This window comes from Cupriavidus sp. 10L43_2 (assembly GCF_056395265.1).
Map to the genome: position 1 here is coordinate 325150 of NZ_JBFTJE010000004.1, position 23336 is coordinate 348485.

Annotated in this window: 22 protein-coding genes; 12 read left to right on the forward strand and 10 right to left on the reverse strand. The window is 67.1% G+C overall.

Annotated features, from left to right (window positions below; genetic code table 11):
* The first annotated feature begins 3 nt into the window (after nt 1-3).
* The 3 genes from AC1DEL_RS08225 (at nt 4) to AC1DEL_RS08235 (ending at nt 2362) form a co-directional block, all read left to right on the forward strand.
* Nucleotides 4-903 (forward strand): helix-turn-helix domain-containing protein, encoded by a 900-nt coding sequence (locus tag AC1DEL_RS08225; protein ID WP_441643771.1) that lies wholly within the window; start codon nt 4-6, stop codon nt 901-903.
* Between the two features lie 122 nt (nt 904-1025).
* Nucleotides 1026-2000 carry a Bug family tripartite tricarboxylate transporter substrate binding protein gene (locus tag AC1DEL_RS08230; protein WP_092294532.1) on the forward strand — a complete coding sequence of 325 codons (975 nt, stop codon included), beginning with the start codon at nt 1026-1028 and terminating at the stop codon, nt 1998-2000.
* 44 nt (nt 2001-2044) lie between these two features.
* On the forward strand, nt 2045-2362 hold the full coding sequence (locus tag AC1DEL_RS08235; RefSeq protein WP_092294531.1) for an NIPSNAP family protein: 318 nt from the start codon (nt 2045-2047) through the stop codon (nt 2360-2362).
* Nucleotides 2363-2376: 14 nt separating this feature from the next.
* Here the strand turns inward: AC1DEL_RS08235 and AC1DEL_RS08240 are convergent, their stop codons facing one another.
* The 4 genes from AC1DEL_RS08240 to AC1DEL_RS08255 form a co-directional block, all read right to left on the reverse strand.
* Nucleotides 2377-3996, reverse strand: a complete 1620-nt coding sequence (locus tag AC1DEL_RS08240; protein ID WP_255370809.1) for a carboxylesterase/lipase family protein — start codon at nt 3994-3996, stop codon at nt 2377-2379.
* Nucleotides 3997-4061: 65 nt separating this feature from the next.
* A complete protein-coding gene (locus AC1DEL_RS08245; protein ID WP_477105293.1) occupies nt 4062-4820 on the reverse strand; it encodes an enoyl-CoA hydratase/isomerase family protein in 759 nt (252 codons plus the stop codon).
* A gap of 16 nt (nt 4821-4836) precedes the next feature.
* Entirely contained in the window at nt 4837-5589 is a 753-nt protein-coding gene (locus AC1DEL_RS08250) for a glutathione S-transferase family protein (RefSeq protein ID WP_477125717.1), read from the reverse strand.
* A gap of 15 nt (nt 5590-5604) precedes the next feature.
* Nucleotides 5605-6585, reverse strand: a complete 981-nt coding sequence (locus AC1DEL_RS08255; protein ID WP_092294524.1) for a quinone oxidoreductase family protein — start codon at nt 6583-6585, stop codon at nt 5605-5607.
* A 192-nt stretch (nt 6586-6777) separates the two neighbouring features.
* Here AC1DEL_RS08255 and AC1DEL_RS08260 point away from each other — a divergent pair, with 192 nt between their 5' ends.
* Nucleotides 6778-7968, forward strand: coding sequence for a CaiB/BaiF CoA transferase family protein (locus tag AC1DEL_RS08260; RefSeq protein WP_092294522.1), 1191 nt, complete (start codon nt 6778-6780; stop codon nt 7966-7968).
* 43 nt (nt 7969-8011) lie between these two features.
* Nucleotides 8012-8995 (forward strand): Bug family tripartite tricarboxylate transporter substrate binding protein, encoded by a 984-nt coding sequence (locus tag AC1DEL_RS08265; RefSeq protein ID WP_369823418.1) that lies wholly within the window; start codon nt 8012-8014, stop codon nt 8993-8995.
* A 33-nt stretch (nt 8996-9028) separates the two neighbouring features.
* On the opposite strand, the gene AC1DEL_RS08270 is transcribed toward AC1DEL_RS08265, so the two are convergent.
* The gene (locus AC1DEL_RS08270) at nt 9029-9715 is read right to left on the reverse strand and encodes a GntR family transcriptional regulator (protein ID WP_092294518.1); all 687 of its coding nucleotides are present in this window, start codon (nt 9713-9715) and stop codon (nt 9029-9031) included.
* 99 nt (nt 9716-9814) lie between these two features.
* The gene (locus tag AC1DEL_RS08275; RefSeq protein WP_441643804.1) at nt 9815-10762 is read right to left on the reverse strand and encodes a Bug family tripartite tricarboxylate transporter substrate binding protein; all 948 of its coding nucleotides are present in this window, start codon (nt 10760-10762) and stop codon (nt 9815-9817) included.
* Nucleotides 10763-11040: 278 nt separating this feature from the next.
* On the opposite strand from AC1DEL_RS08275, the gene AC1DEL_RS08280 reads away from it, so the two are divergent.
* Complete coding sequence (locus AC1DEL_RS08280) at nt 11041-12294, forward strand: MFS transporter (protein ID WP_477125718.1); 1254 nt, start codon at nt 11041-11043, stop codon at nt 12292-12294.
* A 109-nt stretch (nt 12295-12403) separates the two neighbouring features.
* Entirely contained in the window at nt 12404-12628 is a 225-nt protein-coding gene (locus tag AC1DEL_RS08285; RefSeq protein WP_143093890.1) for a hypothetical protein, read from the forward strand.
* A 74-nt stretch (nt 12629-12702) separates the two neighbouring features.
* Here the strand turns inward: AC1DEL_RS08285 and AC1DEL_RS08290 are convergent, their stop codons facing one another.
* Nucleotides 12703-13107 carry a cupin domain-containing protein gene (locus AC1DEL_RS08290; RefSeq protein ID WP_092294512.1) on the reverse strand — a complete coding sequence of 135 codons (405 nt, stop codon included), beginning with the start codon at nt 13105-13107 and terminating at the stop codon, nt 12703-12705.
* A gap of 4 nt (nt 13108-13111) precedes the next feature.
* Entirely contained in the window at nt 13112-13591 is a 480-nt protein-coding gene (locus AC1DEL_RS08295; RefSeq protein ID WP_092294510.1) for a carboxymuconolactone decarboxylase family protein, read from the reverse strand.
* A 634-nt stretch (nt 13592-14225) separates the two neighbouring features.
* Between AC1DEL_RS08295 and AC1DEL_RS08300 the strand changes: the two genes are divergently transcribed.
* Genes AC1DEL_RS08300 through AC1DEL_RS08320 form a run of 5 tightly spaced genes read left to right on the forward strand, consistent with a single transcriptional unit; the run spans nt 14226 to nt 18805 of the window.
* Entirely contained in the window at nt 14226-15089 is an 864-nt protein-coding gene (locus AC1DEL_RS08300; protein ID WP_092294508.1) for a branched-chain amino acid ABC transporter permease, read from the forward strand.
* Between the two features lie 10 nt (nt 15090-15099).
* Complete coding sequence (locus tag AC1DEL_RS08305) at nt 15100-16131, forward strand: branched-chain amino acid ABC transporter permease (protein ID WP_441592842.1); 1032 nt, start codon at nt 15100-15102, stop codon at nt 16129-16131.
* Nucleotides 16124-16888 carry an ABC transporter ATP-binding protein gene (locus AC1DEL_RS08310; protein ID WP_092294504.1) on the forward strand — a complete coding sequence of 255 codons (765 nt, stop codon included), beginning with the start codon at nt 16124-16126 and terminating at the stop codon, nt 16886-16888. Before AC1DEL_RS08305 ends, AC1DEL_RS08310 begins: the two co-directional genes overlap by 8 nt.
* Nucleotides 16875-17582, forward strand: coding sequence for an ABC transporter ATP-binding protein (locus AC1DEL_RS08315; protein WP_092294502.1), 708 nt, complete (start codon nt 16875-16877; stop codon nt 17580-17582). The genes AC1DEL_RS08310 and AC1DEL_RS08315 overlap by 14 nt, the downstream gene beginning before the upstream one ends.
* A 50-nt stretch (nt 17583-17632) precedes the next feature.
* Entirely contained in the window at nt 17633-18805 is a 1173-nt protein-coding gene (locus AC1DEL_RS08320; protein ID WP_092294500.1) for an ABC transporter substrate-binding protein, read from the forward strand.
* 150 nt (nt 18806-18955) lie between these two features.
* Here AC1DEL_RS08320 and AC1DEL_RS08325 read toward each other — a convergent pair whose 3' ends face one another.
* The gene (locus tag AC1DEL_RS08325; RefSeq protein ID WP_454757987.1) at nt 18956-21529 is read right to left on the reverse strand and encodes a DUF6600 domain-containing protein; all 2574 of its coding nucleotides are present in this window, start codon (nt 21527-21529) and stop codon (nt 18956-18958) included.
* Between the two features lie 216 nt (nt 21530-21745).
* Nucleotides 21746-23071: a putative bifunctional diguanylate cyclase/phosphodiesterase gene (locus AC1DEL_RS08330; protein ID WP_092294498.1), complete on the reverse strand. Its 1326-nt coding sequence runs from the start codon at nt 23069-23071 to the stop codon at nt 21746-21748.
* Between the last annotated feature and the right edge of the window lie 265 nt (nt 23072-23336).

Here is a 23336-nt window from a genome sequence, read left to right on the forward strand (position 1 = left end):
CGCTTGCCCGAAGCCCTCCCCGCCAGCCCCGCCGGCGAGATTCCCACCTTCGAGACATCGGATTTCGCGGGCGATGGGTCGTTCTACTTCGACCTCGTACGGCTGCAGGACCGCGACGACATCCCGCGCGGCTTCCTGCATCGGCACAACTACTATCACCTGCTCTGGATGACCCGGGCGAGCGGCACGCACATGCTCGACTTCGCGCATTTCGACGTGCGCGACCACTCGGTGTTCTTCCTCTCGCCCGGGCAGGTGCATGCCTGGACGTCATCCGTGAAGCCGCACGGCTACGTGCTGAACTTCAGCACTGACTTCTTCGCCCGGATGTTTCCGCGCGCCGACGACGCCGCGAAATTCCCGTTCTACCACCCCACGCGCGCCCAGAGCGCGCTCTATCTCACGCCGGACCAGCATGACGGCCTGCTGCCATTGCTCGACGAGATGGAGCAGGAGGCGCGGAATCGCCAGCCCGGCTTCCCGGACGTGGTGCAGGCCTGCCTGCTGATCCTGCTCACGCGCCTGCGCCGCCTGTGCCCCGAGAACGAGCCCGCCGGCGGCGTTGGCCCGCATCAGGCCCTCACGCGCCGCTTCACGATGCTGGTGGAGACCCACTACCTGCGCTTCGGCACGATCGGCCAGTACGCCGAGGCGCTCTGCGTGAGCGAGCGCCAGCTCAACGAGGCAGTCAAGCGCACCCTGGCGCGCACCGCCAGCCAGGTGGTACAGGAACGCGTGGTACTGGAAGCCAAGCGCTGGCTCAGCAACACCGAAACCGGCATCGCCGAGATCGCGTTCCGGCTCAATATCGAGGATCCGGCCTACTTCGCGCGCTTCTTCAAGAAGCAGACCGGCCTCACGCCGGGCGATTTCCGCAGGAAGCACTGCCGTCCGCTCGACTAACGCGCGAAAAAGTCCAACTCAACGTCTGATCCGTCCTAACACTGCCGCCACGCGCGTGCGTACAGTGCTCCTCATGGTGCATCCATAAGCACCAAAAAGTACCAAAAGCACAGGAGACAGACATGTACCGAGTCATCGCCCCGTTGCGGGGCCTTGCCGTGGCCGCCGTATTGGCCGTTATCCCCTTCAGCGCGATGGCGGAATACCCCGATCATCCCCTGCGCATCATCGTGCCGTTCGCCGCTGGCGGCGCCACCGACGTGATCGCGCGCACCGTGGCGCAGGCCATGTCGGCCCGGCTCGGGCAGTCGGTCGTGGTGGAGAACAAGGCCGGCGCCAATGGCAATATCGGCGCCGTCTCGGCCGCACGCGCGGACGCCGACGGCTACACGCTGCTGATGGCCACGTCGAGCCATGCCATCAACGCATCGCTCTACCAGAAGCTCAACTACAGTCTCACGCGGGATTTCGTAGGGTTGTCGAACCTGGCGTCCGTCCCCCTGCTGCTGGTGGTGAATCCGACCGTACCGGTCAATTCGGCGGCCGAACTCGCCGCCTACGCCAAGTCCAACGCCGGCCGTGTCAATTACGCGTCGGGCGGCACCGGCACCGCCTCCCATCTGGCCGGCGAGCAGTTCAGCACGCTGGCTGGTACGAAGATGACGCACGTCGCCTACAAGGGCGGGGCGCAGGCGCTCAATGACGTGATGGGTGGCCAGGTGCAGGTCATGTTCGCCAACCTGCCCGAAGTCCTCGCGCAAGTGCAGAGCGGCAAGCTCAAGGCACTGGCGGTGACGGGCAACAAGCGCCACGCCGCCCTGCCCGACGTGCCCGCCTTCTCCGAAACGCCGTTCCAGGGCATGACCGCGCGCTCGTGGTTCGGCCTGTTCGCACCGGCCGGCACGCCGAAAGCTGCCGTCGAGAAGCTCTCGCAGGCCATCGTCCAGAGCGTGGCCGACCCCGCCGTCAAGGATCGGCTGAAAGGGCTGGGCGCCGACCCGGTCGGGGACGATCAACCCGCATTTCAGAAATACGTGAATCAGGAAGTGGCGCGCTGGGCCGTGCTGGTCAAGCAGTCCGGCGCCACCGTCGATTGACGCCACGCATCGCCATCGCCATCGCTATCCCTGGAGGAAACCCCATGCTGTACGACGTTCGCACCTACACCTGCCGCCCCGGCACGATCAAGAAACACCTGGCGCTGTATGCCGAGCACGGCTACGAGACCCAGAGCCGCCATCTGGGCAAGCCGCTGGCCTATATGCAAACCGAGACCGGCAATGTGAACAGCTACACGCACATCTGGGTCTATGAAAGCGCGGCCGACCGCGAGGCCAAGCGCCAGGCGCTGCAGAAGGATCCGGCCTGGGGCGAGTACCTGAAGATAAGCGCCGACGCCGCCTACCTGATCAGCCAGGAAAACCGGCTGATGACGCCGGTGTCGTTCTTCAAGCCCTAGCCGGCACGGGTGGCCTACAGCCGCCCGGCCCAGTACTCCCGGAACGCCCGGCGAGGATCCTCCTGCGCGCGGGTGCCGGAGGCCTCGCCATCGAATACCAACGTGGTGCGCCGCGTAGCCGAATACGCTGGCCATTGCGGGGTCTTGGCATTGGCGGGGTCGCCCGTCGCGGCGAAGCTGACCCAGGCGCTGGCCAGTTGATCGGCCAGACGCAGGCTGGTGTCGCTCGGCCCGTTCAGCCCCATGCGGATGTCGTGCAGACTCGGTCCGATATCGACGCCATGCGGCGCGCCATAGCGGCCGCCGTAAGCCGGGCTCGGCGTCTTCCACAGATATGTCCACACCGGCGCGCTGTTGCCACTGGCGTGCGCGGCGGCCTTGCGATCCGCCTGCAGCTGGGCGATGCGACGGAACGTCATGTCCGTATCGATCCGCGCCTGCAGCACGAACGGCGTGGCACGCGGATCCTCATCCCGATACATCGCCACCAGACGCGACGCGTCGTCGCCCACGCGCGTCTGCGCGAATCGCAGCAGCCCGGCATCGTCGAGATCGAAATTGATCTGGCGGTACGCGCGCTCGTCCAGCGTCGTGCTGATGATCATCGGCACCTGCGACGAGATGGCCGGCGCATCCGGATCGAACGGATGGCGGGGAATCGCCACACCGTCTATCGACGGCGCGAAGGCGCGTGGCGCCTCGCCCTTCAATCGGTCTGCGGCTTCGAAGCGCATTTGCGCCGCCAGCAGTTGCTCGAACGGCAGCGTATGCAGTCGGTCCACCGAGCCCTTGCCGATCTGGAGCGTGGACAGGTACTTGGCCGCGACCTCCGTGGACTGCGCCGCCGTCAGCACACGAATACCCGAACCGCTCATGACGCCAGCGCGATGAAACAGCCCCTGCGCCGACGGCATCGCCATCAGCGTGCTGGTCTTGAGGCCGCCGCCCGACTGGCCAAACACCAGCACGCGCGACGGATCCCCGCCGAACGACTCCACGTTCTCCCGCACCCAGCGCAGCGCCGCGACAATATCGAGCATGCCCACCGCGCCCGACTGCGCATAGCGCTCGCCGCCGGCCTCGGCCAGGTTCAGGTAGCCAAACGAACCGAGCCGGTGATTGATGGTGATGAACACCACGTCGCCAAAGCGCGCCATCATCTCGCCGTCGAACTGCGGCGAATTGCCCGATCCCGCATAGAACCCGCCGCCGTGCAGATGCACGAGCACCGGCCGCTTCGCGGCCTTTGCGGGCGATGGCGTCCACAGGTTCAGCACCAGGCAGTCTTCGCCCATGCCGCCCGGCTGCAGATCGTAGGCGATCAGGTCCGCGTAGGCACGGCGCCGGTCGGCCGGCATCTGCGGCGCGTAGTTGCCGTAGGCGGTGGCATCGCGCACGCCGCTCCACTTCGCCACCGGCTGCGGCGGCATGAAGCGGTTGGCACCGCCTGTGTCGGCGCCGTAGCGCAGGCCCTTGAACACGTGCACGCCCCCTGACCGCAGGCCCCGCACCTTGCCATCGGCGGTCTCGACCACCGAGAACACCGGATCTTCTGCCATCGCGCGCACGCTTCCCGTGACCGCACTCCCCGCCGTCAGCACGGCAGCCGACTTCAGCCACTGCCTGCGCGACATTCCCTTGCGCTCCATCGCCCCTCCCTTTCTTTTGGTCTTGTGTTTGTCTGCTGCGTGATGCGACCTTACTTGCCCGTAAAAGCTGGCTTGCGCTTTTCCTTCCACGCGAGCGCGCCTTCGCGGATGTCTTCCGATTGCGTCGCGCGCCGGATGTCCTCGGCAAGCGCCGCGGTGTCCAGGTCTCCGCGCGCGATCGCGTTCAGATGCCGCTTCATGCCCTGCACGGCAATGGGCGCCAGCCCGGCGATGGTCCCGGCCAACTGCGCCGCACGCTCGCGCAGTTGATCCGCGGGGAGCAGTTCGGTCAGGAACCCACACGCCAGCATCTCGGGCGCCTGGATCCGTTCAGCGGTCAGGAACAGGCGCTTGGCGGCATTCAGGCCCAGCCTCGTCACGTAGCGGCGCATGCCGCGCTCATAGAAATGCAGGCCCAGGCGCGCGGCTGGCATGAACATCTCCACGGCGTCGGTGCCGAGCCGGAAGTCGCACGCCAACGACAGGTCCGTGCCGCCGCCGTAGAGGCCACCCTGGATTTCGGCGATGGTCACCGCGCGGCAATCCTCCATCGCATTGACCAGCGGCTCGAAGCCCGCGCCACGCTGGCCGGCGGCGAGCTTGCCGATATCGAAGCCGCTGCAGAAGTACTTGCCCGTGCTGCGCAGGATCAGCACGCGGACATCGCTGCCGTTCACGGTTTCAATGTGCTGCAGCAATGCCTGCAGATCGTCAGGGCCCAGCCGGTTGGCCACATCGGGGCGCTGCAGCGTCAGCGTGGCCACATGGGCGGCAATATCGAGCGTGGGAAGCGAACCTTCGGAAGCCATGCGTCAAATCTCCGGATCAAGAAAGGGTAGTCTCTCGCGCTCGCAGCGCGACGTCGAATCGTTCGATGCGCGCCTGCGCGAAGGCCGGACGCTGCTGCACGCGCTGCCACCAGTCGGCCACCGCCGGCATGCGGTCTGCCGCCATGGCCTCTGGCGCGAGTTCGGCAATCCGCGCGATAAACGGCACCGCGGCGATATCGGCCAGCGAGTAGTGTGGGCCCATCAGCCAGGACCCGTTGTCGAGCATCGATGCCATCTGCGGCAGCAATGCCAGCAAGGCGTCGAGCGCCGCGCGCTTCTCCTCGTCCGAGTACGGCTTGCGTGCGATACGGCGCCAGGCTTCGCGCCGCTCCGGTGTCGGGATGCGCGCAAGCTTCCCCGCCAGATCCGCATCGCTCCATTGCGACGCCACGGGCTGCAGCGCGATGCTCCAGTTCAGGATCAGCAGGTTAGGCAGCAGCTTGTCGTCGGTCCAGCGGACGAAGTTGCGCATCGTGGCCCGCGCATACGGGTCGGCCGGGCGCAGCGGGGGATGCGGCAGGACGTCGTCGAGGTATTCGCAGATCGTGCCGCTTTCGTACAGGAAACGGCCATCGTCCAGCACCAGCGCCGGCACCACGCCGTTCGGATTCATCGCCAGGAACGCTGGCGAATGGTGCTCCTGCGCGGCCAGATCGACAGGCACGCTCTCGTAATCGACGCCCTTCTCCGCCATACACAGCCGCACGCGGCGCGACGCGCTGGATAACCAGCCGTGGAACAGTCTCATGTGGGCGATCTCCGGTCAGGGAATCAGCACGGTGGCGCCTGTCGTGGCGCGGCCTTCGAGGCTGCGATGGGCCTCCCGGACGTCGGACAAGGCAAAGCGCTGCCCCACCTCCAATCGCAGGTGCCCTGCTTCCACCGCCGAGAAAAGCGCCAGCGCCGCGCGACGTAGCGACGCCGCATCGGCGATGAACGTACGCAGCGTCGGCCGCGACACGATCAGCGACTTCGCATGCAGCAGCTGCAGGTCGAATGCTTCCACGTCGCCGGACGCGGTGCCGTAGTTGATGGCCATCCCGCATGGCTTCAGGCATTGCAGCGATGGCACGAAGACGTCCTTGCCGACCGCGTCGTAGACGACGGCGACACCCTTGCCCTGTGTCAGCGCCATGACTTCCGCGACAAAATCCGTGCCGCGATAGCAGATCACGTGATGGCAGCCGTGGTCCAGCGCCACGCGGCGCTTGGCTTCGCTGCCCACGGTGCCGATCACTGTCGCGCCGAGCGAGCGCGCCCATTGCGACAGCAGCACGCCCATTCCGCCGGCCGCCGCGTGCACCAGCACCCCATCGCCGGGCTGCACCACATACAGCCGCCGCAACAGGTACTCGGCCGTCAGTCCCCGCAACAGGGTGGCGCCGGCCACCTCCTCGGAAATCGTGTTCGGCAGCGGCACGACGCGATCGGCCGGCACGTTGCGCGTGACCTGATACGCGCCCGGATACATGGCCGCCACGCGCTGCCCGACCACAACGCCCGACACCTCCCGCCCGACCGCCGTGACGATGCCCGCGCCGACCGATCCCAACGTGATGGGAAACGGCGTCGGCGTGTGCGGGCCATGGGCGCCGCTGCGCTGGTAGATGTCGGCGAAGTTCAGGCCGATAGCCGATTGCCGGATCTGGACTTCGGCGGCTGCGGGCGCAGCAACCGGCACTTCGTCGAGTTCGAGCACGTCGGCGTCGCCATGCTTTCTTATACGGACTGCGTTCGTATGCATACGGTCTGTGGTCTCCAAGCCGGCGGGAGGTATGCCCGGCTCCGCTGCAAAAAGTGGCCTATTGGCCGTAGGTGGGCCGGGGGAAGCGTAGCGCATGTGGGGTCAAGTCGCATCATGGTAAATCCGTATACGTATATTTATGCTGCCTATTCGTATACTTTACCGGCGATAACGAATTCTCGAAGAGGACCGATGACTCACGACGCACCGCTGTCCGGCTACACCGTCCTGGATCTTTCCATCGCCCGCGCCGGCCCGGTTGCCGTGCGGCTGCTGGCGGACTGGGGGGCGGATGTCATCCGCATCGAACCGCCACCGCCGCGCGACCGCGGCTCGGTCACCGGGCGCCGCCGGGGCTCGGACGAACAGAATCTGCATCGCAACAAGCGCAGCCTCTGCCTGGACCTGAAGACGCCCGAAGGGGCTGAGATCCTGGCCACGCTGGTGCGCCGCGCGGACGTGGTGGTGGAAAACTTCCGTTCCGTGGTGAAGGAGCGGCTGGGCCTGACCTATGAACGCCTGAGCGCGCTGAACCCGCGTGTGATCCTGGCCAGCATTTCCGGATTCGGGCAGGACGGCCCGTACTGCGAGCGCCCCGGGCTCGACCAGATCGTGCAGGGCATGTGCGGACTGAGTTCGGTGACCGGCATGCCCGGGGACGGTCCGCTACGCGTGGGTATCGCCATCTCGGACACCACGGCCGGCATGTTCCTGGGGCAAGGCATCCTGCTGGCGCTGCTGCAACGCGAGCGCACGGGACGCGGCCAATGGGTCCACACCTCGCTCATCGAGGCGATGCTGAACAAGCTCGATTTCCAGGGCGCACGCTACACGGTGGAAGGCGTGGTGCCCACGCAGCAAGGCAATGCGCACCCCACGCTGGCCCCGATGGGCACGTATCGATGCCAGGATGGCGTCGTCAACATCGCCGCCAGCACCGACCGCATGTGGACCCACTTCTGCCAGGCGCTCGGCGCGGATGCGCTGTTGGCCGATACCTCGCTGCACAGTGCCGCCGGGCGAAATGCACAGCGCGAGCGGGTCGACGCGGCAATCAACGATTGCACAGCCGCGTTCACCGCTGCGGAGCTGACGGACAGGCTCAACGCCGTCGGCGTGCCGTGCGGCCCGGTCTTCGATATCGGCCAGGCGTTCGAGGATCCGCAGGTCCAGCACCTGCGCATGACACGCCCCGCCGACCACCCCGAACTGGGACCGCTGGCGCTGCTGCGTTCGCCGATCAACCTCTCCGCCGCGCCGCATCCCGAGCGATTCTTCAGCGCGGCGCCCGACCCCGGTGCCCATACGGACGCCATCCTGCGCGACCTGGGCTACGACGATGCCCGCATCGGCCGATTGCGTGAAGCCAATATCGCGGCGTGACCGGCCGCACCCGACAAGCCAAAACAATAAGCGGAGACAAGCGATGAACCCTCGATACTTGCGCGCCAGGCGCGTACTCGCGATGGCGGCGCTGGCGGCAACGTTCGCCTCGCCCGCGCTCGCGGCCGACGACTACCCGAATCGCCCCATTCGCGTGCTGGTGGGCTACACGCCGGCCGGCGCGGCCGACTACGTGGCGCGCATCTTCGGCGAAGCCTTGTCCAAGCAACTCGGACAGACCATCGTCGTCGATAACAAGCCCGGTGCGGGCAGCACGCTGGCCTCCACCGCATTGGCCAGCGCCCCGCCGGACGGCTATACGCTGGCGTTGGCCACGGCCACGCTGTATGGCATCGACCAGCGGCTCTACAAGGCGCGCTACAAAGGGGAGGATTTCACGCCCATCACGCGCCTGACCGTCTCGCCGTTGATCCTGGCCGTCAACAAGAACCTGGGTGTCGCGGACGTCAAGGCGCTCGTGGCCAAGGCGAAGGCCGATGCGGGCGGCTTCAACTACTCGTCGTCCGGCATTGGCGGTTCGCCGCACGTGGCGGGGCTGCAGTTCGAGAAAGCCACGGGCGTGCGCATGACGCATGTGCCGTACAAGGGCGGCGCGCCGGCCTTGCAGGCCGTGGCAGCCGGTGAAGTGCAAATGTCATTCGGGACGGCCGCCTCGGTGTTGCCGATGGGCACGCAAGGTGTCGTGAAGATGATTGGGGTGACGACGCCGAAGCCGTCCGAAGTGGCGCCCGGCCTGCCATCGCTGGCCGAAACCGGGCTCCCGGGGTTCAACTTCACGTTCTGGTTCGGTCTCTATGGCCCGGCGGGCTTGCCCCCGGAGATTCGGGACAAGATCTTCGCGGCCACGCGCAAGGTCATGGCCGACCCGCAAATCCGCGCCAAGCTGGCCGCCAATGGCAGCGAAGTGTCGCTATCGGAATCGCCGGCGGAGTTCGGCGCGTGGGCCTCCGCCGATGGGCGCAATGCGCTGGAGCGTATCGTGCAGGCCGGCGTGAAGCTTGATTGACGAAGATCCGACGATGAAGAGCCCCGGCGCCGATCAGCGCCGGCCACGCCCCCGCCCCGCACCGTCGCCGGGCATCGAGGCGATCATGTCCGCATAGACATCGCCACCCGTGGCGATGTGGCGCACCATGGCGGCCGCGGCGGCGTCCTCGCTGCCGCGCAGGATCGCTTCCAGCACTTCCTCGTGCTCCGCCAGCGAGGCGCGGATGCGCGCAGGCTTTTCGAAGCGCAGATCGCGCATGCCGCGCATCCGTGCGCGCATGGTGAGGATCTGGCGCGACAGGATGTCGTTACAGCTGGCTTCGTAGATGATGTGATGGAACGTGTCGTTGGCCTTGCGGTACGCCCCGCCATCGGCCTGCTCGGCAGCCGCCCGGCATGCCTCCAGTGCCGTCTGGATCGCCTTGCGCTGCGGCGCCGAAATGCGGCGTGCCGCCAGCCGGGCGGCCAGCGACTCCAACTGCACCAGGATCTCGCTCATCGCCACGTATTCGCGCAGCGTGATCGATGCCACGATGGCGCCCTGACGCGGCACCAGATCGACCAGTCCGGCGGATTCGAGCTGGATCAGCGCCTCGCGCACCGGGGTGCGCGACACCTTGAAGCGCGCGAGCAACTGCTGTTCCTCCAGCTGCGTGCCGCTGGGCAACTTCCCGCTCAGAATGTCTTGCTCGATCGCCGTACGGATGGTCTCGGACAAGCTCTTCTTTTCATCGGACATGGAACACTGCGAGCGCGCTGAGTGGGGATGGCGCGATTCTACTACCGCGCCCGCCCGCGTATGCGCAATTGCCCGCTATGTGCACAAAAGCGACGCCACTCAGTCCAGCGAGATCTTCCCCGCCTTGACGATCTCGCCGTACCGCACCGTGTCGCGCTCGATCAGCTTGCGGAAGGCCTCCGGCGTATCGCTGACCGGCACGAAGCCGAGCTCGGTCAGCTTCTTCGATACCTCGGGGCTGGTGGTGGCGGCGGCGATGGCCTTCGCCATGCGGTCCACCACCGGCTGCGGCGTGCCGGCCGGCGCCAGCAGGCCGGTCCAAGAACTCATGACAAACCCGGGGAAGCCAGATTCCTCCATGGTGGGGATCTGCGGTTCGCCGGGCCAGCGCTTTGCCGACGCCACAGCCAGCACGTTGATCTTGCCGGACTTCACGTGGGGCATGGGCACCAGCAGCGGATCGAACGCAATCGACACCTCGCCAGACACCAGCGCCGGCAGGATCGGCGCGCTACCGTTGTAGGGCACGTGCGTCATCTTGAGCTTCGACTCCATCGCCAGACGTTCGCCGGTCAGGTGCGCCGAGCTGCCAACGCCGCTCGAGCCGAAGGTCAGCGCGTCCGGGTTCTTGCGCCCATAGGCGACGAGTTCGCCGACGGTCTTTACCGGCAGCCGCTTGCTGGCAAACAGGAACAGCGGCAGTTCCGCCATCTCGGCCACCGGCACCAGGTCAGACGGCTTGTAGCTCAGCTTCGAGTAGAGCGACATGTTGGCGCTGTAGGCGGCCAGCACCGACACGAACGTATAGCCGTCAGGCGCGGAACGCGCCGCGACACCCACGCCAAGCGTGCTGTTGGCGCCCGGCTTGTTCTCGATGATGATGGGCTGGCCAAGGGTCTGCGAGACCCGCTCGAACACCACGCGCGACACGGTGTCGGTCGACCCGCCCGGCGTATAAGGAACGATGACCTTGATCGGCTTCGTCGGCCATTCTGCTGCGCTCGCCCCCTGGCCGATGGCCAGTCCCGCAATGAGGATGGCCGCCATGCGTGCGGCGCCCGTGGCGCGTGTCTTGATACTCAATTGCTGTCTCCGATTCTGTTTCTTTGAATTGCCGCGCGAGTCGGCGGCTCATTATGGGGGACGCAACGGCCAAACCAACGAGCGCCGCGCAAGTGGTGTTCGATATCCGGCCATCGGGGGGGCCGGCGCGCCGCATTCGTTACCAACGCACAAAACTGTTGATCCGCGAGGTGTCTTCTTCGCTCGGCGCCGGGCAGCTAGATTGGGCCCGTGCCCCCCACCGATCGCAGACGTCCGCCGCAATGACTGAATCCGCCCCCTCCCTCCCCTCTCCCGCAACCCGGCACCCGACTGACAGCTACGTCGGCCGCAATGCCGCTTACTGGCAACGGAATCTGGCGGTTGCCGTCTTCGGCTCCTTCACCACGCTGGTCAGCCTCAGCATGCTGCTGCCGTTCTTGCCGTTGTACGTGGAGCAACTCGGCGTGACGTCGCAGGACGAAGTGGTGCAGTGGTCAGGCGTGGCGTTCGGCATCACGTTCCTTGCGACCGCCGTGACCGCGCCCCTGTGGGGCAAGCTGGCCGACCGTTTCGGGCGCAAGCCGATGCTGGTACGCGCCGCGGTGGGCATGGCCATCGTGATGTCGATGATCGGGCTGGCCCACAACGTCTATGAACTCGTTGCGCTGCGCTTCGCTGCGGGGTTGATCGGCGGCTATGCGTCGGCGGCCACCGTGATGATCGGCACGCAGGCGCCGCCCGAGCGGGCGGGCTGGGCGCTCGGCGTGCTGTCCACCGGTGCGCTGACGGGTAATCTGGTCGGCCCGCTCATTGGGGGCCTGCTGCCGAACCTGATCGGGATTCGCGGCACGTTCTTCGCCGGCGGCGCCATGATCGGCGTGGCGGCGCTGCTGACGATCTTTGGCGTGCGCGAGGATTTCACACGTCCGCCGAAGGCCGCCAGCCAATCCGTGCCCTCCGACGGTGCTACCCGCAGCGCGCATCGCTTCGCGTTGCCGGCCTTGCTGGTGACCGCGGCGATGGTGTTGCTGGCCAATATGTCGATCGAGCCAATCATCACCGTCTATATCGGACAACTCGATGTACCGCACGACCGGCTGGCCACGGTGGCCGGCATCGTCATGGCCTGCTCGGCATTTGGCAGCGTACTGACGGCCTCGCGGCTAGGGGCGCTGGCCGACCGCGTCGGTGCCTGGCATGTCATCATCGGTTGCCTTGTGGCCACCGCCCTTGTCCTGATTCCCCAGGCGTTCGTGACCAACTGGTGGACGCTGGCCGCGCTGCGCGGCGTAATGGGGATGGCGCTCGCCGGGCTGCTCCCCGCCATCGGCAAGCTCGTACGCCAGGCCGTCAAGGAGCACCAGTCCGGCAAGATGCTCGGCTACCTGCAATCCGCGCAGTTCTCCGGGCAGGTGATCGGGCCGTTGATCGGCGCGCAGATCAGCGTGCACCTTGGCATGCGCGCGGTGTTCTTTGTTACCAGCGCCCTGCTACTCGCCTGCGCCGTGTTCGATCGCTGGGCCAAGGCGCGCTGAACCGGCATGTCAGCCCCAGGGACGGGCTGAATCGGTTCGCACTCACAAGTCATCCGCAGGCAACACCGGTGGTCTATGCTGGAAGACAGCACATTCACCGGGACCATTCATGGCCTACCACCGAGATCCCCGTCCTGGCCGCGCCCTGGGCAGCGCGTTGGCCGGATGCATTCTCATTACCCTGCTCGGGCTTGGCGTGGCCGGCTGCGACACGCCGCCCCGGGACACCTCCTCCACGCCCCCGCCCCCGCGCGAGCCCATCGCCGCGAGCGACGACGTGTACCCGCCGCCCTCCACCGTGCACGACACCCGCCCCAAACGCACGACCCCCTAGGGGATGGGTCCGGGGCAGGCAAATGTTGCCAAGTCAGATGACGTTGACGGGGACGCGCGGAGGCCCCTGTCCGGTTACTTCACCGGCGTCAGGATCGGCGCGCCCTTTTTCTTGATCAGGAACACCACGAACTTCGCCGGCTCGGTATTGCTGGCGTTGCGCCCGACCGTGTGGATATCGTTCTGGCCTTCGTAGAAGGTATCGCCCGCCTTGAGCGTGACCTCCTTGCCGCCCTTCAGGCCCATGATGATGCTGCCCTCCAGCACATAGACGAAGGCGTGCGCATCATGACGATGCACGGGATCCACGGCGCCCGGCGGATAGTCCACGACGATCATCTCGCCTTCCTTGCCCGGATACTCGGGCAACGGCTTCGTCATCAACTGCTTGACGCTGGCCTGCGGCGCGGCGGCTGCCGGCCCGGCCACCATCAGGCACGACAGCATCAGGGTTGCAGCAACGGATGCGACTGTCTTCATGGCATTACTCCAGGTTGGCCTTGTCGAGTCCGAACGCCTTGTCCGAGGAACCGGGCACCATGCGGAACGCCACGTTCAGGCGGTTCCAGGCATTGATGGCCCCGACCAGGAAGGTCAGATCCGACAGTTCCTTTTCGCTGTACTGGGTGCGCACGCGCTCGTAGATAGCGTCGGGCACGCCGTCGGCGGCAAGGTGGGTCAGCGCTTCGGTCCAAGCCAGCGCGGCGCGTTCGCGCGGCGAGAAGAGCGTCGATTCGCGCCAGATCGCCACGTGGTGCAGGCGCAGTTCCCGCTCGCCGTGGATCTTGGCCATCTTGATGTGCATGTCGACACAGAACGCACAGCCATTGAGCTGCGACGCGCGAATCTCGACGAGCTCGTGGATCGGTGCCTCGATCGTGGTCTTCTGGAACAGGGCCCCGAACTCGATGAGCTTCTTGGTCAGTTCCGGGGATTGCTGGAAGTAGTTCGTACGTTGGGTCATGACGTTTCTCCTGTGGTCGATGCCTGAGACCATGGTAGGTGGCGCGTGGACCCCACGCCAGACCGACTCGGCGCGCACAGTGTTTCCCGCCAGGCATCAATCCGGATGCCCACGCCAGCGCACGCCGCCCCCCGTTTACCCCCAAAGAATCAGGGATAACACCAAGACCCCGAGCACTGGCGCGGGATGCGTATTTCGCACAGCGGAATGCATCGCCCGATTGCTTGACGCTGGTCGAATCGCCATGCAAATTCGCTGAAAACGAACGACCGTGCTAGAACGCGAACCGCCTCCACTGCCCCGCTGCGGGAGACAGGATTCGCGGCAACGACACGGCGTCACCGGACCCTCGGCCCTGCCGGGTTCCAGGAGAGTGGCGCGCCACCTGGCGCGGCAACGCAAGGAGACAACACATGCAAGACAACCGACACGCGGCACCAGCGCCAGGCTGGCCGCGCTTGCCCGCCACATCGACGGCCACTCCGCGACAGCGCTGAACCGCCAGCATCCGCGCCGGTCAGGCTGACGCAACGCCGATCCGGCCCGCGCTGCCGCCCCAACGGCAACGCACCTCCACGCGCCCCGGTCCCGCGCCGGCGCGCACCTTGTTTCGCGAACCGTACGAGGTAATCCCGTGGCATTGTTTTTCCAACAGTTTCTCAACGGCCTGACGCTGGGCGGCGTGTATAGCCTGGTGGCGCTGGGGCTCACGCTGGTCTACGGCATCCTGCACGTGCCGAACTTCGCGCATGGCGCGCTGTACATGGCCGGTGCCTATGTGTCGTACTACGCCATGACCACGCTGGGCCTGAACTACTGGCTGGCGATGCTGGCCGCCGCGGCCGTGGTGGCTGTGCTGTCGATGCTGGCGGACCGCCTGGTGTTTCATCCGCTGCGCAACGCGCCCGAGATCCACGACATGATTGCCGCCATCGGCATCCTGCTGTTCCTGGAAGCCGGCGCGCAGGCGCTGTGGGGCGCGGACTTCCACCGCATGCCCACGCCGTACGGCCAGATGGTGGAGTTCCTCGGCCTCACCGCGCCGATGCAGCGCCTGCTGATCATCGTCGCCGCGTTCGGCCTGATGGTGCTGCTGCACCTGTTCCTGACGCGCACGGTCACCGGCTCCACGATCATGGCGATGGCCCAGAACCGCGAGGGCGCCGCGCTGGTCGGCATCGACGCCACGCGCGTCACCCTGCTGGTCTTCGCCATCTCGGGCGCGCTCGCCGCCATCGCCGCCACGCTGTACGCGCCGATCAACCTCGTCTACCCGAGCATGGGCAACCTGGTCATCACCAAGGCGTTCGTGATCATCATCCTCGGCGGCATGGGCAGCATCCCGGGCGCGATCGTCGGCGGCCTGATCATCGGCATGGCCGAGAGCTTCGGCGGCTTCTATATCTCCACCGACTACAAGGACATCATCGCGTTCATGCTGCTGGTGATCATCCTGTCCATCCGCCCGCAGGGCCTGTTCGCCGCCAAGACGGCGTAAGGAGCGATCCATGAAAGCACTGCAAGGAAAGACCGGCTGGGCCCTGCTGCTGGCGGCCGCCATCGCGTTTCCGCTGGTCGTGCCCAACAGCTACTTCCTGACCGTGATGACGCTGGCGTTCATCTACGGCATCGCCACGCTCGGCCTGAACCTGCTGACCGGCTATACGGGCCAGCTCAACCTGGCGCACGGCGGTTTCATGGCGATTGGCGCCTACACGGTGGGCATCCTGACCGTGGACCACCAACTGCCGTTCTGGCTCGCCTTCGCGCTCTCCGGCGTGGTCTGCATGGCGTTCGGCTACGTGGTGGGCGTGGTGTCGCTGCGCCTCAAGGGCCATTACTTCTCGATCTTCACGATGTGCGTCGGCTACATCATCTACCTGCTGATCGAGAAGTGGGAAGGCCTCACGCACGGCACGGTCGGCCTGATCGGCATTCCGGTGCCGGCGGCCATCGGCCCGATCACCTTCGACAGCGTGCCGGCGCAGTACTACCTCGTGCTGACCTTCCTGGTGATCGCCATGTTCATCATGCATCGCATCGTCAGCTCGCTGCTGGGCCGCAGCTTCCTGGCGGTACGCAACAGCGACGCGCTGGCCGAAGCGCTGGGCATCAACCTGATGCGCACCAAGGTGCTGTCGTTCGTGCTGTCGGTGGGCTTCGCCGGCTATGCCGGCGCACTCTACGCGGGGCAGGTGCGCTTCCTGGGCCCGGACATCGCCCGTACCGATGTCACGTTCGACATGGTCATGGCGATGCTGGTCGGCGGTACCGGCACGCTGCTCGGACCGCTGCTCGGCTCGGTGCTGGTGCCCTGGGTCACCCAGACGCTCCAGTTCCTGCAGGACTACCGCATGCTCGTGTTCGGCCCGGTGCTGATCCTGCTGATCATCTTCTTCCCGGATGGCATCGTCGGCTCGTACCTGAAGAAGCAGGCCCGCCGCGCCGCCGCCGCACGCCGTGGCCAGCATGCCGCCGCGCGCCCCGGCAACGTGCAGCCACCCGTCCCGACCACCCGCCCCGGAGCCGAGAATGCTTGAGATCCGCAACCTCACCAAGAAATTCGGCGGGCTGACCGCGGTGCACGACGTGTCCGTGGCGTTCGAAGCCGGCCATATCAACGCGATCATCGGCCCGAATGGCGCCGGCAAGACCACCTTCTTCAACCTGATTGCCGGCACGCACGCGCCGAGTTCTGGCCAGATCCTGTTCAAGGGGCAGGACGTGGCCGGCCTGCGCGCGGACCAGATCGCCCGGCTCGGCGTGGCGCGCACGTTCCAGGCCACGGCCCTGTTCGACCGCGCGACGGTGCTCGACAACCTGATCGTCGGCCACCGGCTGCGCACGTCGTCGGGGCTGGCCGACGTGCTGTTCAACTCCCGGCGCCTGCGCCAGGAAGAGCGGCTGTGCCGCGAGAAGGCCGAGGCGGCGCTCGACTTCGTCGGCCTGACGCATCTGGCCCATGAGGTGGCCGCCGACATCACCCAGGAAGCCCGCAAGCGCGTGGCCTTCGCGCTGGCGCTGGCCACGGACCCCGAACTGCTGCTGCTCGATGAACCGGCCGGCGGCGTGAACCCCGAGGAAACCGTGGGGCTGGCCGAACTGATCCGCAAGATGGTGCGGCACGGCAAGACCGTCTGCCTGATCGAACACAAGATGGACATGATCATGCGGCTGGCCGACAAGATCATGGTGCTCAACTACGGCGAGAAGATCGCCGAAGGCACGCCGGCGCAGGTCCAGCAGGACCCGCGCGTCATCGAAGCCTATCTGGGAGCCGACCATGTTGCAGCTTGAACGCGTCTCGCTGTCGTACGGCAGCTTCCGTGCGCTGGACAACGTCTCGCTGCACGCCAAGGCCGGTGAACTGGTGGTGCTGCTCGGCGCCAACGGCGCGGGCAAGAGCTCGATCTTCCTGGCGATGAGCGGCATCCATCGCACCAGCGGCGGCAGCATGCGCTTCGATGGCCGCGAGCTGTCCGGCATGAAGCCGTCGCAGATCGTGCAGGCCGGGCTGGTGCACTGCCCCGAAGGCCGCAAGCTGTTTCCGGCGATGAGCGTGCAGAAGAACCTGACGTTGGGCGCCTACGTGCACCGCCGCGACAGCGCGGGCATCCGGGAGACGCTCGAGGAAGTCTTCGAGATGTTCCCGATCCTGCGCCAGAAGAAGGACGACCCCGCCGGCTCGCTGTCCGGCGGGCAGCAGCAGATGGTGGCGCTGGGCCGCGCGCTGATGGGCCGCCCGCGTGCGCTGCTGCTGGACGAGCCGTCGCTGGGGCTGGCGCCGCTGGTGGTCAAGCAGATGTTCGAGGTGATCCAGCGCATCAACCGCGCCGGCACCACGGTGCTGCTGGCCGAGCAGAACGCCTACGCCGCCCTCGGCATCGCGCATCGGGCGTACGTGATCGAGAGCGGCCGGATCGTGATGGAAGGCGACCGGGAGTCGCTGCTCAAGGACGAAGGCATTCGGAAGGCTTACATCGGCGGGTAGATCGAACAACACCAGACAAGCGCAGTACCAAATCCAAAAAGGAGACAGCAATGCAGCACAAGACGATGGGTCGTTTCTTCCCGCTGGCCGCATGCGCCGTGGCCGCGCTCTTCGCCGCCACGCCCGCGCTCGCGCAGGAAGTGGTCAAGATTGGCTACACTGGCCCGCTCTCCGGCGGCGCCGCGCTGTATGGCAAGAACGTGCTGTCTGGCATCCAGATGGCCGTGGACGAGATCAACGCGCAGGGCCTGGCCGTCAACGGCAAGAAGGTCAAGCTGGAAGTGGTGGCGCTGGACGACAAGTACGCGCCGGCCGAGGCCGCCATCAACGCCCGCCGCCTGGTGCAGCAGCACAAGACCCCGGCCGTCTTCGTGCCGCATTCGGGCGGCATCTTCGCGCTGCAGGCCTTCAACGAGCAGGAGAAGTTCCTGGTCATGGCCTACTCGAGCGTGCCGCGCATCACCGATGCCGGCAACAAGCTGACCATCCGCATCCCGCCGGCCTATACCGGCTATATCGAGCCGTTTATCAAGGCCCAGATGAAGCGCTACGGCAAGAACGTGGCACTGGTGCCGGCCGACCATGACTACGCCAAGGCATGGGTGCAGGCCTTCGTGCCGGCCTGGGAAGGCGCCGGCGGCAAGATCGTGGGCAACAACCCGATGTCGTACACCAAGGCGACCGACTTCTACACCGGCGTGTCGCGCGCCATCGCCGAGAAGCCGGACGTGATGTTCGTGGGCGGCCCCTCGGAGCCGACCGCGCTGGTCGTCAAGCAGGCGCGCGAGCTGGGCTTCAAGGGCGGCTTCATCGTCATGGACCAGGCCAAGATGGACGAGATGGCCAAGGTCACCAACGGGCTCGGCATGCTCGAGGGCTCGATCGGCGTGATGCCGCTGGTCAACGACACGCGCCCGGCCGCGCAGGCCTACAACGCCAAGTACAAGAAGCTCCATGATGGCCGCGATGCCACCACGGAGATGTCCCTGAACTACACGATGACGTGGGCGCTGGCCAATGCGATGAAGCTGGCCGGCACGACCACCGACTCGGCGGCCATCCGCGCCAAGATTCCGGAGGCCGTCAAGGCCCTGCCGAAGGACGTGAACCCGAACGAGGTGGAGGGCATCGACGCCAAGGGCGGCTCGGTGGCGGACACCGTGGTCGGCTGGGTCCAGAACGGCAAGATCGCACCGGTGCGCCTGTCGGAACTGGCGAAGTAAGCCAGGCGGCGCAGCAACAGGCTTCTACGGAGGGAGAAGGCGTAGCAAGGCGGTACCAGCCGGCGGCACAGCCGGCGTGAAATGTGGAGAGAAAGCGAAGGGCGTCCGGTGGCTCCGGACGCCCTTTGTCTTTGGTGCGCGTCGCGCGGGTTAGCGCCGATCGTCGTTGCGCGCCTGCATCGCCCCGCGGTTGCCGTGGCCGCCCCGGTCACCCGGCTCATTCTGGCCGCGCTGTTGTTGCTGCTGCTGTTGCTGCTGGAACTGCCGCTGGCGTTCCTGCTGCTGTTGCTGTTGCTGCTGCGCCCGTTGCTGCTGGTCCTGGGCCTGCCGCTGCTGCTGGGCCTGACGCTGCTGCTCCATCTGCTGGCGCTGCTGGTCCTGCTGCGCGCGCTGCTGCTCCTGCGCCTGCCGCTGCTGTTGCGCAGCCTGGCGCTGGTGCTCCATCTGCTGGCGCTGTTGCTCCTGCGCGGCCCGCTGGTGTTCCATCTGCTGGCGTTGCTGCTCCTGCTGCGCGCGTTGCTGCTCGAACTGCTGGCGCTGCTGCCGCTGCTGATCCTGCTGCTGGCGCTGTTGCTCCTGCTGCGCCCGTTGCTGGTCGAACTGGTGGCGCTGCATCGCCTCGCGCTGCTGGTCCTGCTGCTGGCGCTGCTGCTCCTGCTGCGCCCGCTGCTGGTCGAACTGACGGCGCTGGGTCGCTTCGCGCTGCTGGTCCTGAAGCTGGCGCTGCTGCTCCTGCGCCATACGCTGCTGGTCGTACTGCTGGCGCCGCTGCAGATCCTGCCCCTGGCGCTGCTGCTCCTGCAATTGCCGCTGCTGCTCCTGGCGCTGATTCTGTAGCGCCTGCTGCTGGCGTTGCTGGAAATCGGCCGATTGCCGCTGCTGCTCGCCCAACTGCCGTTGTTGCTCGAACTGCTGGCGCTGCACGGCCTGTTGCTGGCGTTGGGCCTCGGGCGGCACGCCGCGCATCTGGTCCGGGCGTGTGCTCCAGTTCCTGCCGTTGTCGCGCGGATTGTCGTCGGGACGCTGGGCGCCACCCTGCACCGGGTTCACGAAGCCGCGCGGCGCGCCGTCACGGCTCGGATCGCCGCCACGATGGCGGGCTGCCAGCGCGGCCTCGGTCAGGCGCACGTCCGGCCGGCCCTGTCCACCTTGGCCGCCCGGCCCCCCTCGGTCACCGCGATCACCTCTATCACCTCTATCGGCCTGCCCCGCCTGTTGCGACGGCGGGCGCCCCGGGCGCCGGTCGTCGAACGCCGGGCGGCCCGGCAGGTGCGTGGCGATGGCCTGCCGCTCGAACCCCTGCCGCGCCATCGGCGGCAGCGCACGCGTCGGCGCCTCGCCTATATAACTACGCTTGACTGGCGCCATCGGCGGCGCGCCCCGGCCCTCGCCCACCGGCAAGGTCCGCCACGCGTCGTGGTGGGACCCGCGCGGCACAGGCCGGCCTTCGACGAAATTGCGCGACGGCATGCCCGTGATGGCGCCCGGCACGTTGCGATTAACCCAGCGCTCCCGGTCCCGGTCACGGCCGTCCCCGCCCCGCCCATAGTGGTGGATCGGGGCGTAGTTAATCCGCGAGACATAGTTCTGGCTGGCCCGATAGCCCGGCCGGTAGACATCGCGCGGCCCGAGCGGGTACCAGGCGACCCCGGGGCCGCCGCCAATCCGGATAGTGGCCGCGCTGCCGCCGATAAAGCCGACCACGGCCGGCGCGTAGTACGGGCGCACGCTGGCCGGGCCGGGCACCCAGCCCCAGCGGTTGCCGAAATGGGCCCAGCGGCCATAGTGCGACGGGGCAAAGCCCCACGGCGCGTCATCGATCCAGGTCCAGCCCCATGGCGCCACCCAGGCCCAGTGCCCCGTGCTGTACGGCGCCCAGCCGCTCGGCACCGCGCGCGGGAACCACACCGCGCCGTAGCCGGCGTCCTGCTGCCAGTCGCCATAATCATCCAGCGCGGCGTAGCCGGTCATCTCGCGCGGCACATAGCGCGCGGCGACGGACTGGTCCTCGCGGGCGTCACGGGCGGCGGTCCATTGGTCGAAGCCGTCTGGCGGCGGGTACGCGCCCGCGCCGGCATCGGCAAGGTCGGTGCCGGCAAAGCGCATGCGCTGGCCGCGCGACAGCTCGACCGAGCGCGAATCCCCATACACGACTGCGCTGCCGTGGCGCATGCTGACCAGCGTGGTGCTGCCATCGGGCGAGACGTCGATCCGATAATCGCCCGGTTCATTGGGCACGAAGGCGAGGTTGGGCGTATCGACTTCCACCTGCTGGCCCTGCGGCAGGGCGCGCACGCGCAGTTGCAGCGAGCCTTGCGTGAGCTTGACCTGCGTGGTGTCGTCGTCGAGGTTGAGGATGCTGGCGGCCGTGCCGCCGCCCAGCCGCACCGTGGTGGTGCCGGCATGGACTTCGGCCCGGCCGCCCGGATCCACCCAGAGCCGGTCGCCGGTGGTCACGGGCCGGTTCAGGCCGATGGCCGCCCATTCGTCCGAGCCGGCCGGCGCGAAGCTGATGCCGCCGGCTGCATCGGTCAGGGTGGCGATCCGGGATGACGGATCGGCATATTGCCCGTTCGGCGCCAGTGCGTCGGGGTTGCCGAGGACGGAGCCGTCCGGGGCGCCCTGCGCGTAGCCGGGCGGTGCGTAATCCTGGGCCTGCGCCATCAGGCCGTGCGCCGCCAGCGCGGCAGCCAGGGCAATCGCCAGGCGATTAAGGGGTTGCATCGTGCAAATCATCTCTGTTCCGGACACCCACCGCGTTTGGCGGGTGTCGCCGTAATGTCACCGTATATCGGATAACGGCAGGGAACGCGACTTGCGGACCTGACTTTGTAAGCACATATTTCCCCCGCACCGTCCTGAGGTCGGGCGGATATGCGCGGAAACAAGTCTTGCAGATGCTGACAGGACGACCGGTTTGCTGCGACGCAGCATAAACGCTCAGCGCGGCTGGTTGCGCAGGAAGTCGGTCAGCCGGTCAGGCGGCATCGGGCGGCCATAGAAGTAGCCTTGGGCCTCGATGCAGCGGTTGGCGAGCAGGAAATCGCGCTGCTCGGCGGTCTCCACGCCTTCCGCCACCACGCCGATGCGCAGGCTTTCGCCCACATTGATGACCGAGCGGACGATGGCGGCGTCCACATCGTCGTGGGTGACGTTGCGGATAAAGGACTGGTCGATCTTGAGCCGGTCCACGGGGAACGTCTTCAGGAAGCTCAGGGAGGCGTAGCCGGTGCCGAAATCGTCGCAGGTCAGCGTCACGCCGTCCCGGCGCAGGGCCTGGAGCTGGTCGGAGACGTCGTCGCCCTGCTGCAGGGCGATGGTCTCGGTGATTTCGATCTCCAGCAGCTTCGCCGGCAGCTCCAGCGCGCGCAGCACGTGGCGCACCTCGGTCAGCAGCCGGCTTTCCGATAGCTGGGCGGCGAACAGGTTGATGGCCACGCGCGGCGGTTCGGCGAAGGTCAGCGACCACGCCCGCGCCTGGGCGCAGGCGGTATGCAGCAGCCACATGCCCACGTCGCCGGCCACGCTGCTGGCCGCCAGGGCGTCGATGAAGGCGGCTGGCGTCAGCAGGCCCAGGGTGGGATGGCGCCAGCGCATCAGGGCCTCGGCGCCCACCACGCGGCCATCGCGCAGGTCCACCTGGGGTTGATAGAGCAACTCGAACTGGCGCTGGGCATAGGCCTCGCGCAGCGCCTGCACCAGCGACAGCCGCGTGGTCACGTCGGTGCGCATCTGCGGCTTGAAGAAGCGGATGGTCCGGCCGCCGTCGTGCTTGGCCCGGGCCAGCGCCAGGCTGGCCGCCGCCAGGACATCGGACGAATTCTCGCCGCCGGCCGGCATCACGCAGGCGCCGATACTGGCCAGCACATGGTGCCGGCGGCCGTTCATTTCATAGGGGGCGGACAGCATCGACAGGATGGCGGCGCTCACGTGGCGCACCAGCGTCGGGTCCGAAATGGAGGTCAGCAGCACGCCGAACTCGTCGCTGCCCACGCGGCCGATGATGGCGTCGCGCGGGGAGGCGTCGGCCAGCCGCCGGGCCACGCCCTGGAGAATGGCGTCGCCCTCGGCATGCCCGTGCATGTCGTTGAAGGCGCGAAAGTCGTCGATGCCCACCAGCAGCAAAGCAAAGCGTGGCGGCGCCTCGCTGCGCAGGCGCGCCTCCAGTCGCGTCAAGTATGCCTGGCGAGCGACCACGCCGGTCAGCGGATCGAGATCCGCCGGCGGCAAGGCGCCAGTCGCCTGTACCTCCGACCTGGCCACCATCCCTGCCCTATCAGTTGTGATGAACATATGTCCCGCTCAAGCTATTTGGCAAGTGTGACGAAAACCATGGAAAAATCAAGCGGTACAGAAATGCGGCGCAACCGCGCAACGGCGCGGGCTGGCGGGCGGCTGCCCGGCACCCTCCCACGTTGTCAGCGCCGGGCGCTTACAGTACCCTACGCCGCAAACGCCTGCCGCACCCGCAAGGCCATCCGCCTTCCGGCGGATAGCGCCCCGCCGCGAATCCTGCCAGCGGCTCATTCAA

Coding starts and splice junctions, on each gene's coding strand:
- AC1DEL_RS08230 (WP_092294532.1), top strand. CDS start 1,026: ATGTACCGAGTCATCGCCCCGTTGCGGGGCCTTGCCGTGGCCGCCGTA.
- AC1DEL_RS08235 (WP_092294531.1), top strand. CDS start 2,045: ATGCTGTACGACGTTCGCACCTACACCTGCCGCCCCGGCACGATCAAG.
- AC1DEL_RS08240 (WP_255370809.1), bottom strand. CDS start 3,996: ATGTCGCGCAGGCAGTGGCTGAAGTCGGCTGCCGTGCTGACGGCGGGG.
- AC1DEL_RS08245 (WP_477105293.1), bottom strand. CDS start 4,820: ATGGCTTCCGAAGGTTCGCTTCCCACGCTCGATATTGCCGCCCATGTG.
- AC1DEL_RS08250 (WP_477125717.1), bottom strand. CDS start 5,589: ATGAGACTGTTCCACGGCTGGTTATCCAGCGCGTCGCGCCGCGTGCGG.
- AC1DEL_RS08255 (WP_092294524.1), bottom strand. CDS start 6,585: ATGCATACGAACGCAGTCCGTATAAGAAAGCATGGCGACGCCGACGTG.
- AC1DEL_RS08260 (WP_092294522.1), top strand. CDS start 6,778: ATGACTCACGACGCACCGCTGTCCGGCTACACCGTCCTGGATCTTTCC.
- AC1DEL_RS08265 (WP_369823418.1), top strand. CDS start 8,012: ATGAACCCTCGATACTTGCGCGCCAGGCGCGTACTCGCGATGGCGGCG.
- AC1DEL_RS08270 (WP_092294518.1), bottom strand. CDS start 9,715: ATGTCCGATGAAAAGAAGAGCTTGTCCGAGACCATCCGTACGGCGATC.
- AC1DEL_RS08275 (WP_441643804.1), bottom strand. CDS start 10,762: ATGGCGGCCATCCTCATTGCGGGACTGGCCATCGGCCAGGGGGCGAGC.
- AC1DEL_RS08280 (WP_477125718.1), top strand. CDS start 11,041: ATGACTGAATCCGCCCCCTCCCTCCCCTCTCCCGCAACCCGGCACCCG.
- AC1DEL_RS08285 (WP_143093890.1), top strand. CDS start 12,404: ATGGCCTACCACCGAGATCCCCGTCCTGGCCGCGCCCTGGGCAGCGCG.
- AC1DEL_RS08290 (WP_092294512.1), bottom strand. CDS start 13,107: ATGAAGACAGTCGCATCCGTTGCTGCAACCCTGATGCTGTCGTGCCTG.
- AC1DEL_RS08295 (WP_092294510.1), bottom strand. CDS start 13,591: ATGACCCAACGTACGAACTACTTCCAGCAATCCCCGGAACTGACCAAG.
- AC1DEL_RS08305 (WP_441592842.1), top strand. CDS start 15,100: ATGAAAGCACTGCAAGGAAAGACCGGCTGGGCCCTGCTGCTGGCGGCC.
- AC1DEL_RS08310 (WP_092294504.1), top strand. CDS start 16,124: ATGCTTGAGATCCGCAACCTCACCAAGAAATTCGGCGGGCTGACCGCG.
- AC1DEL_RS08315 (WP_092294502.1), top strand. CDS start 16,875: ATGTTGCAGCTTGAACGCGTCTCGCTGTCGTACGGCAGCTTCCGTGCG.
- AC1DEL_RS08320 (WP_092294500.1), top strand. CDS start 17,633: ATGCAGCACAAGACGATGGGTCGTTTCTTCCCGCTGGCCGCATGCGCC.
- AC1DEL_RS08325 (WP_454757987.1), bottom strand. CDS start 21,529: ATGCAACCCCTTAATCGCCTGGCGATTGCCCTGGCTGCCGCGCTGGCG.
- AC1DEL_RS08330 (WP_092294498.1), bottom strand. CDS start 23,071: ATGGTGGCCAGGTCGGAGGTACAGGCGACTGGCGCCTTGCCGCCGGCG.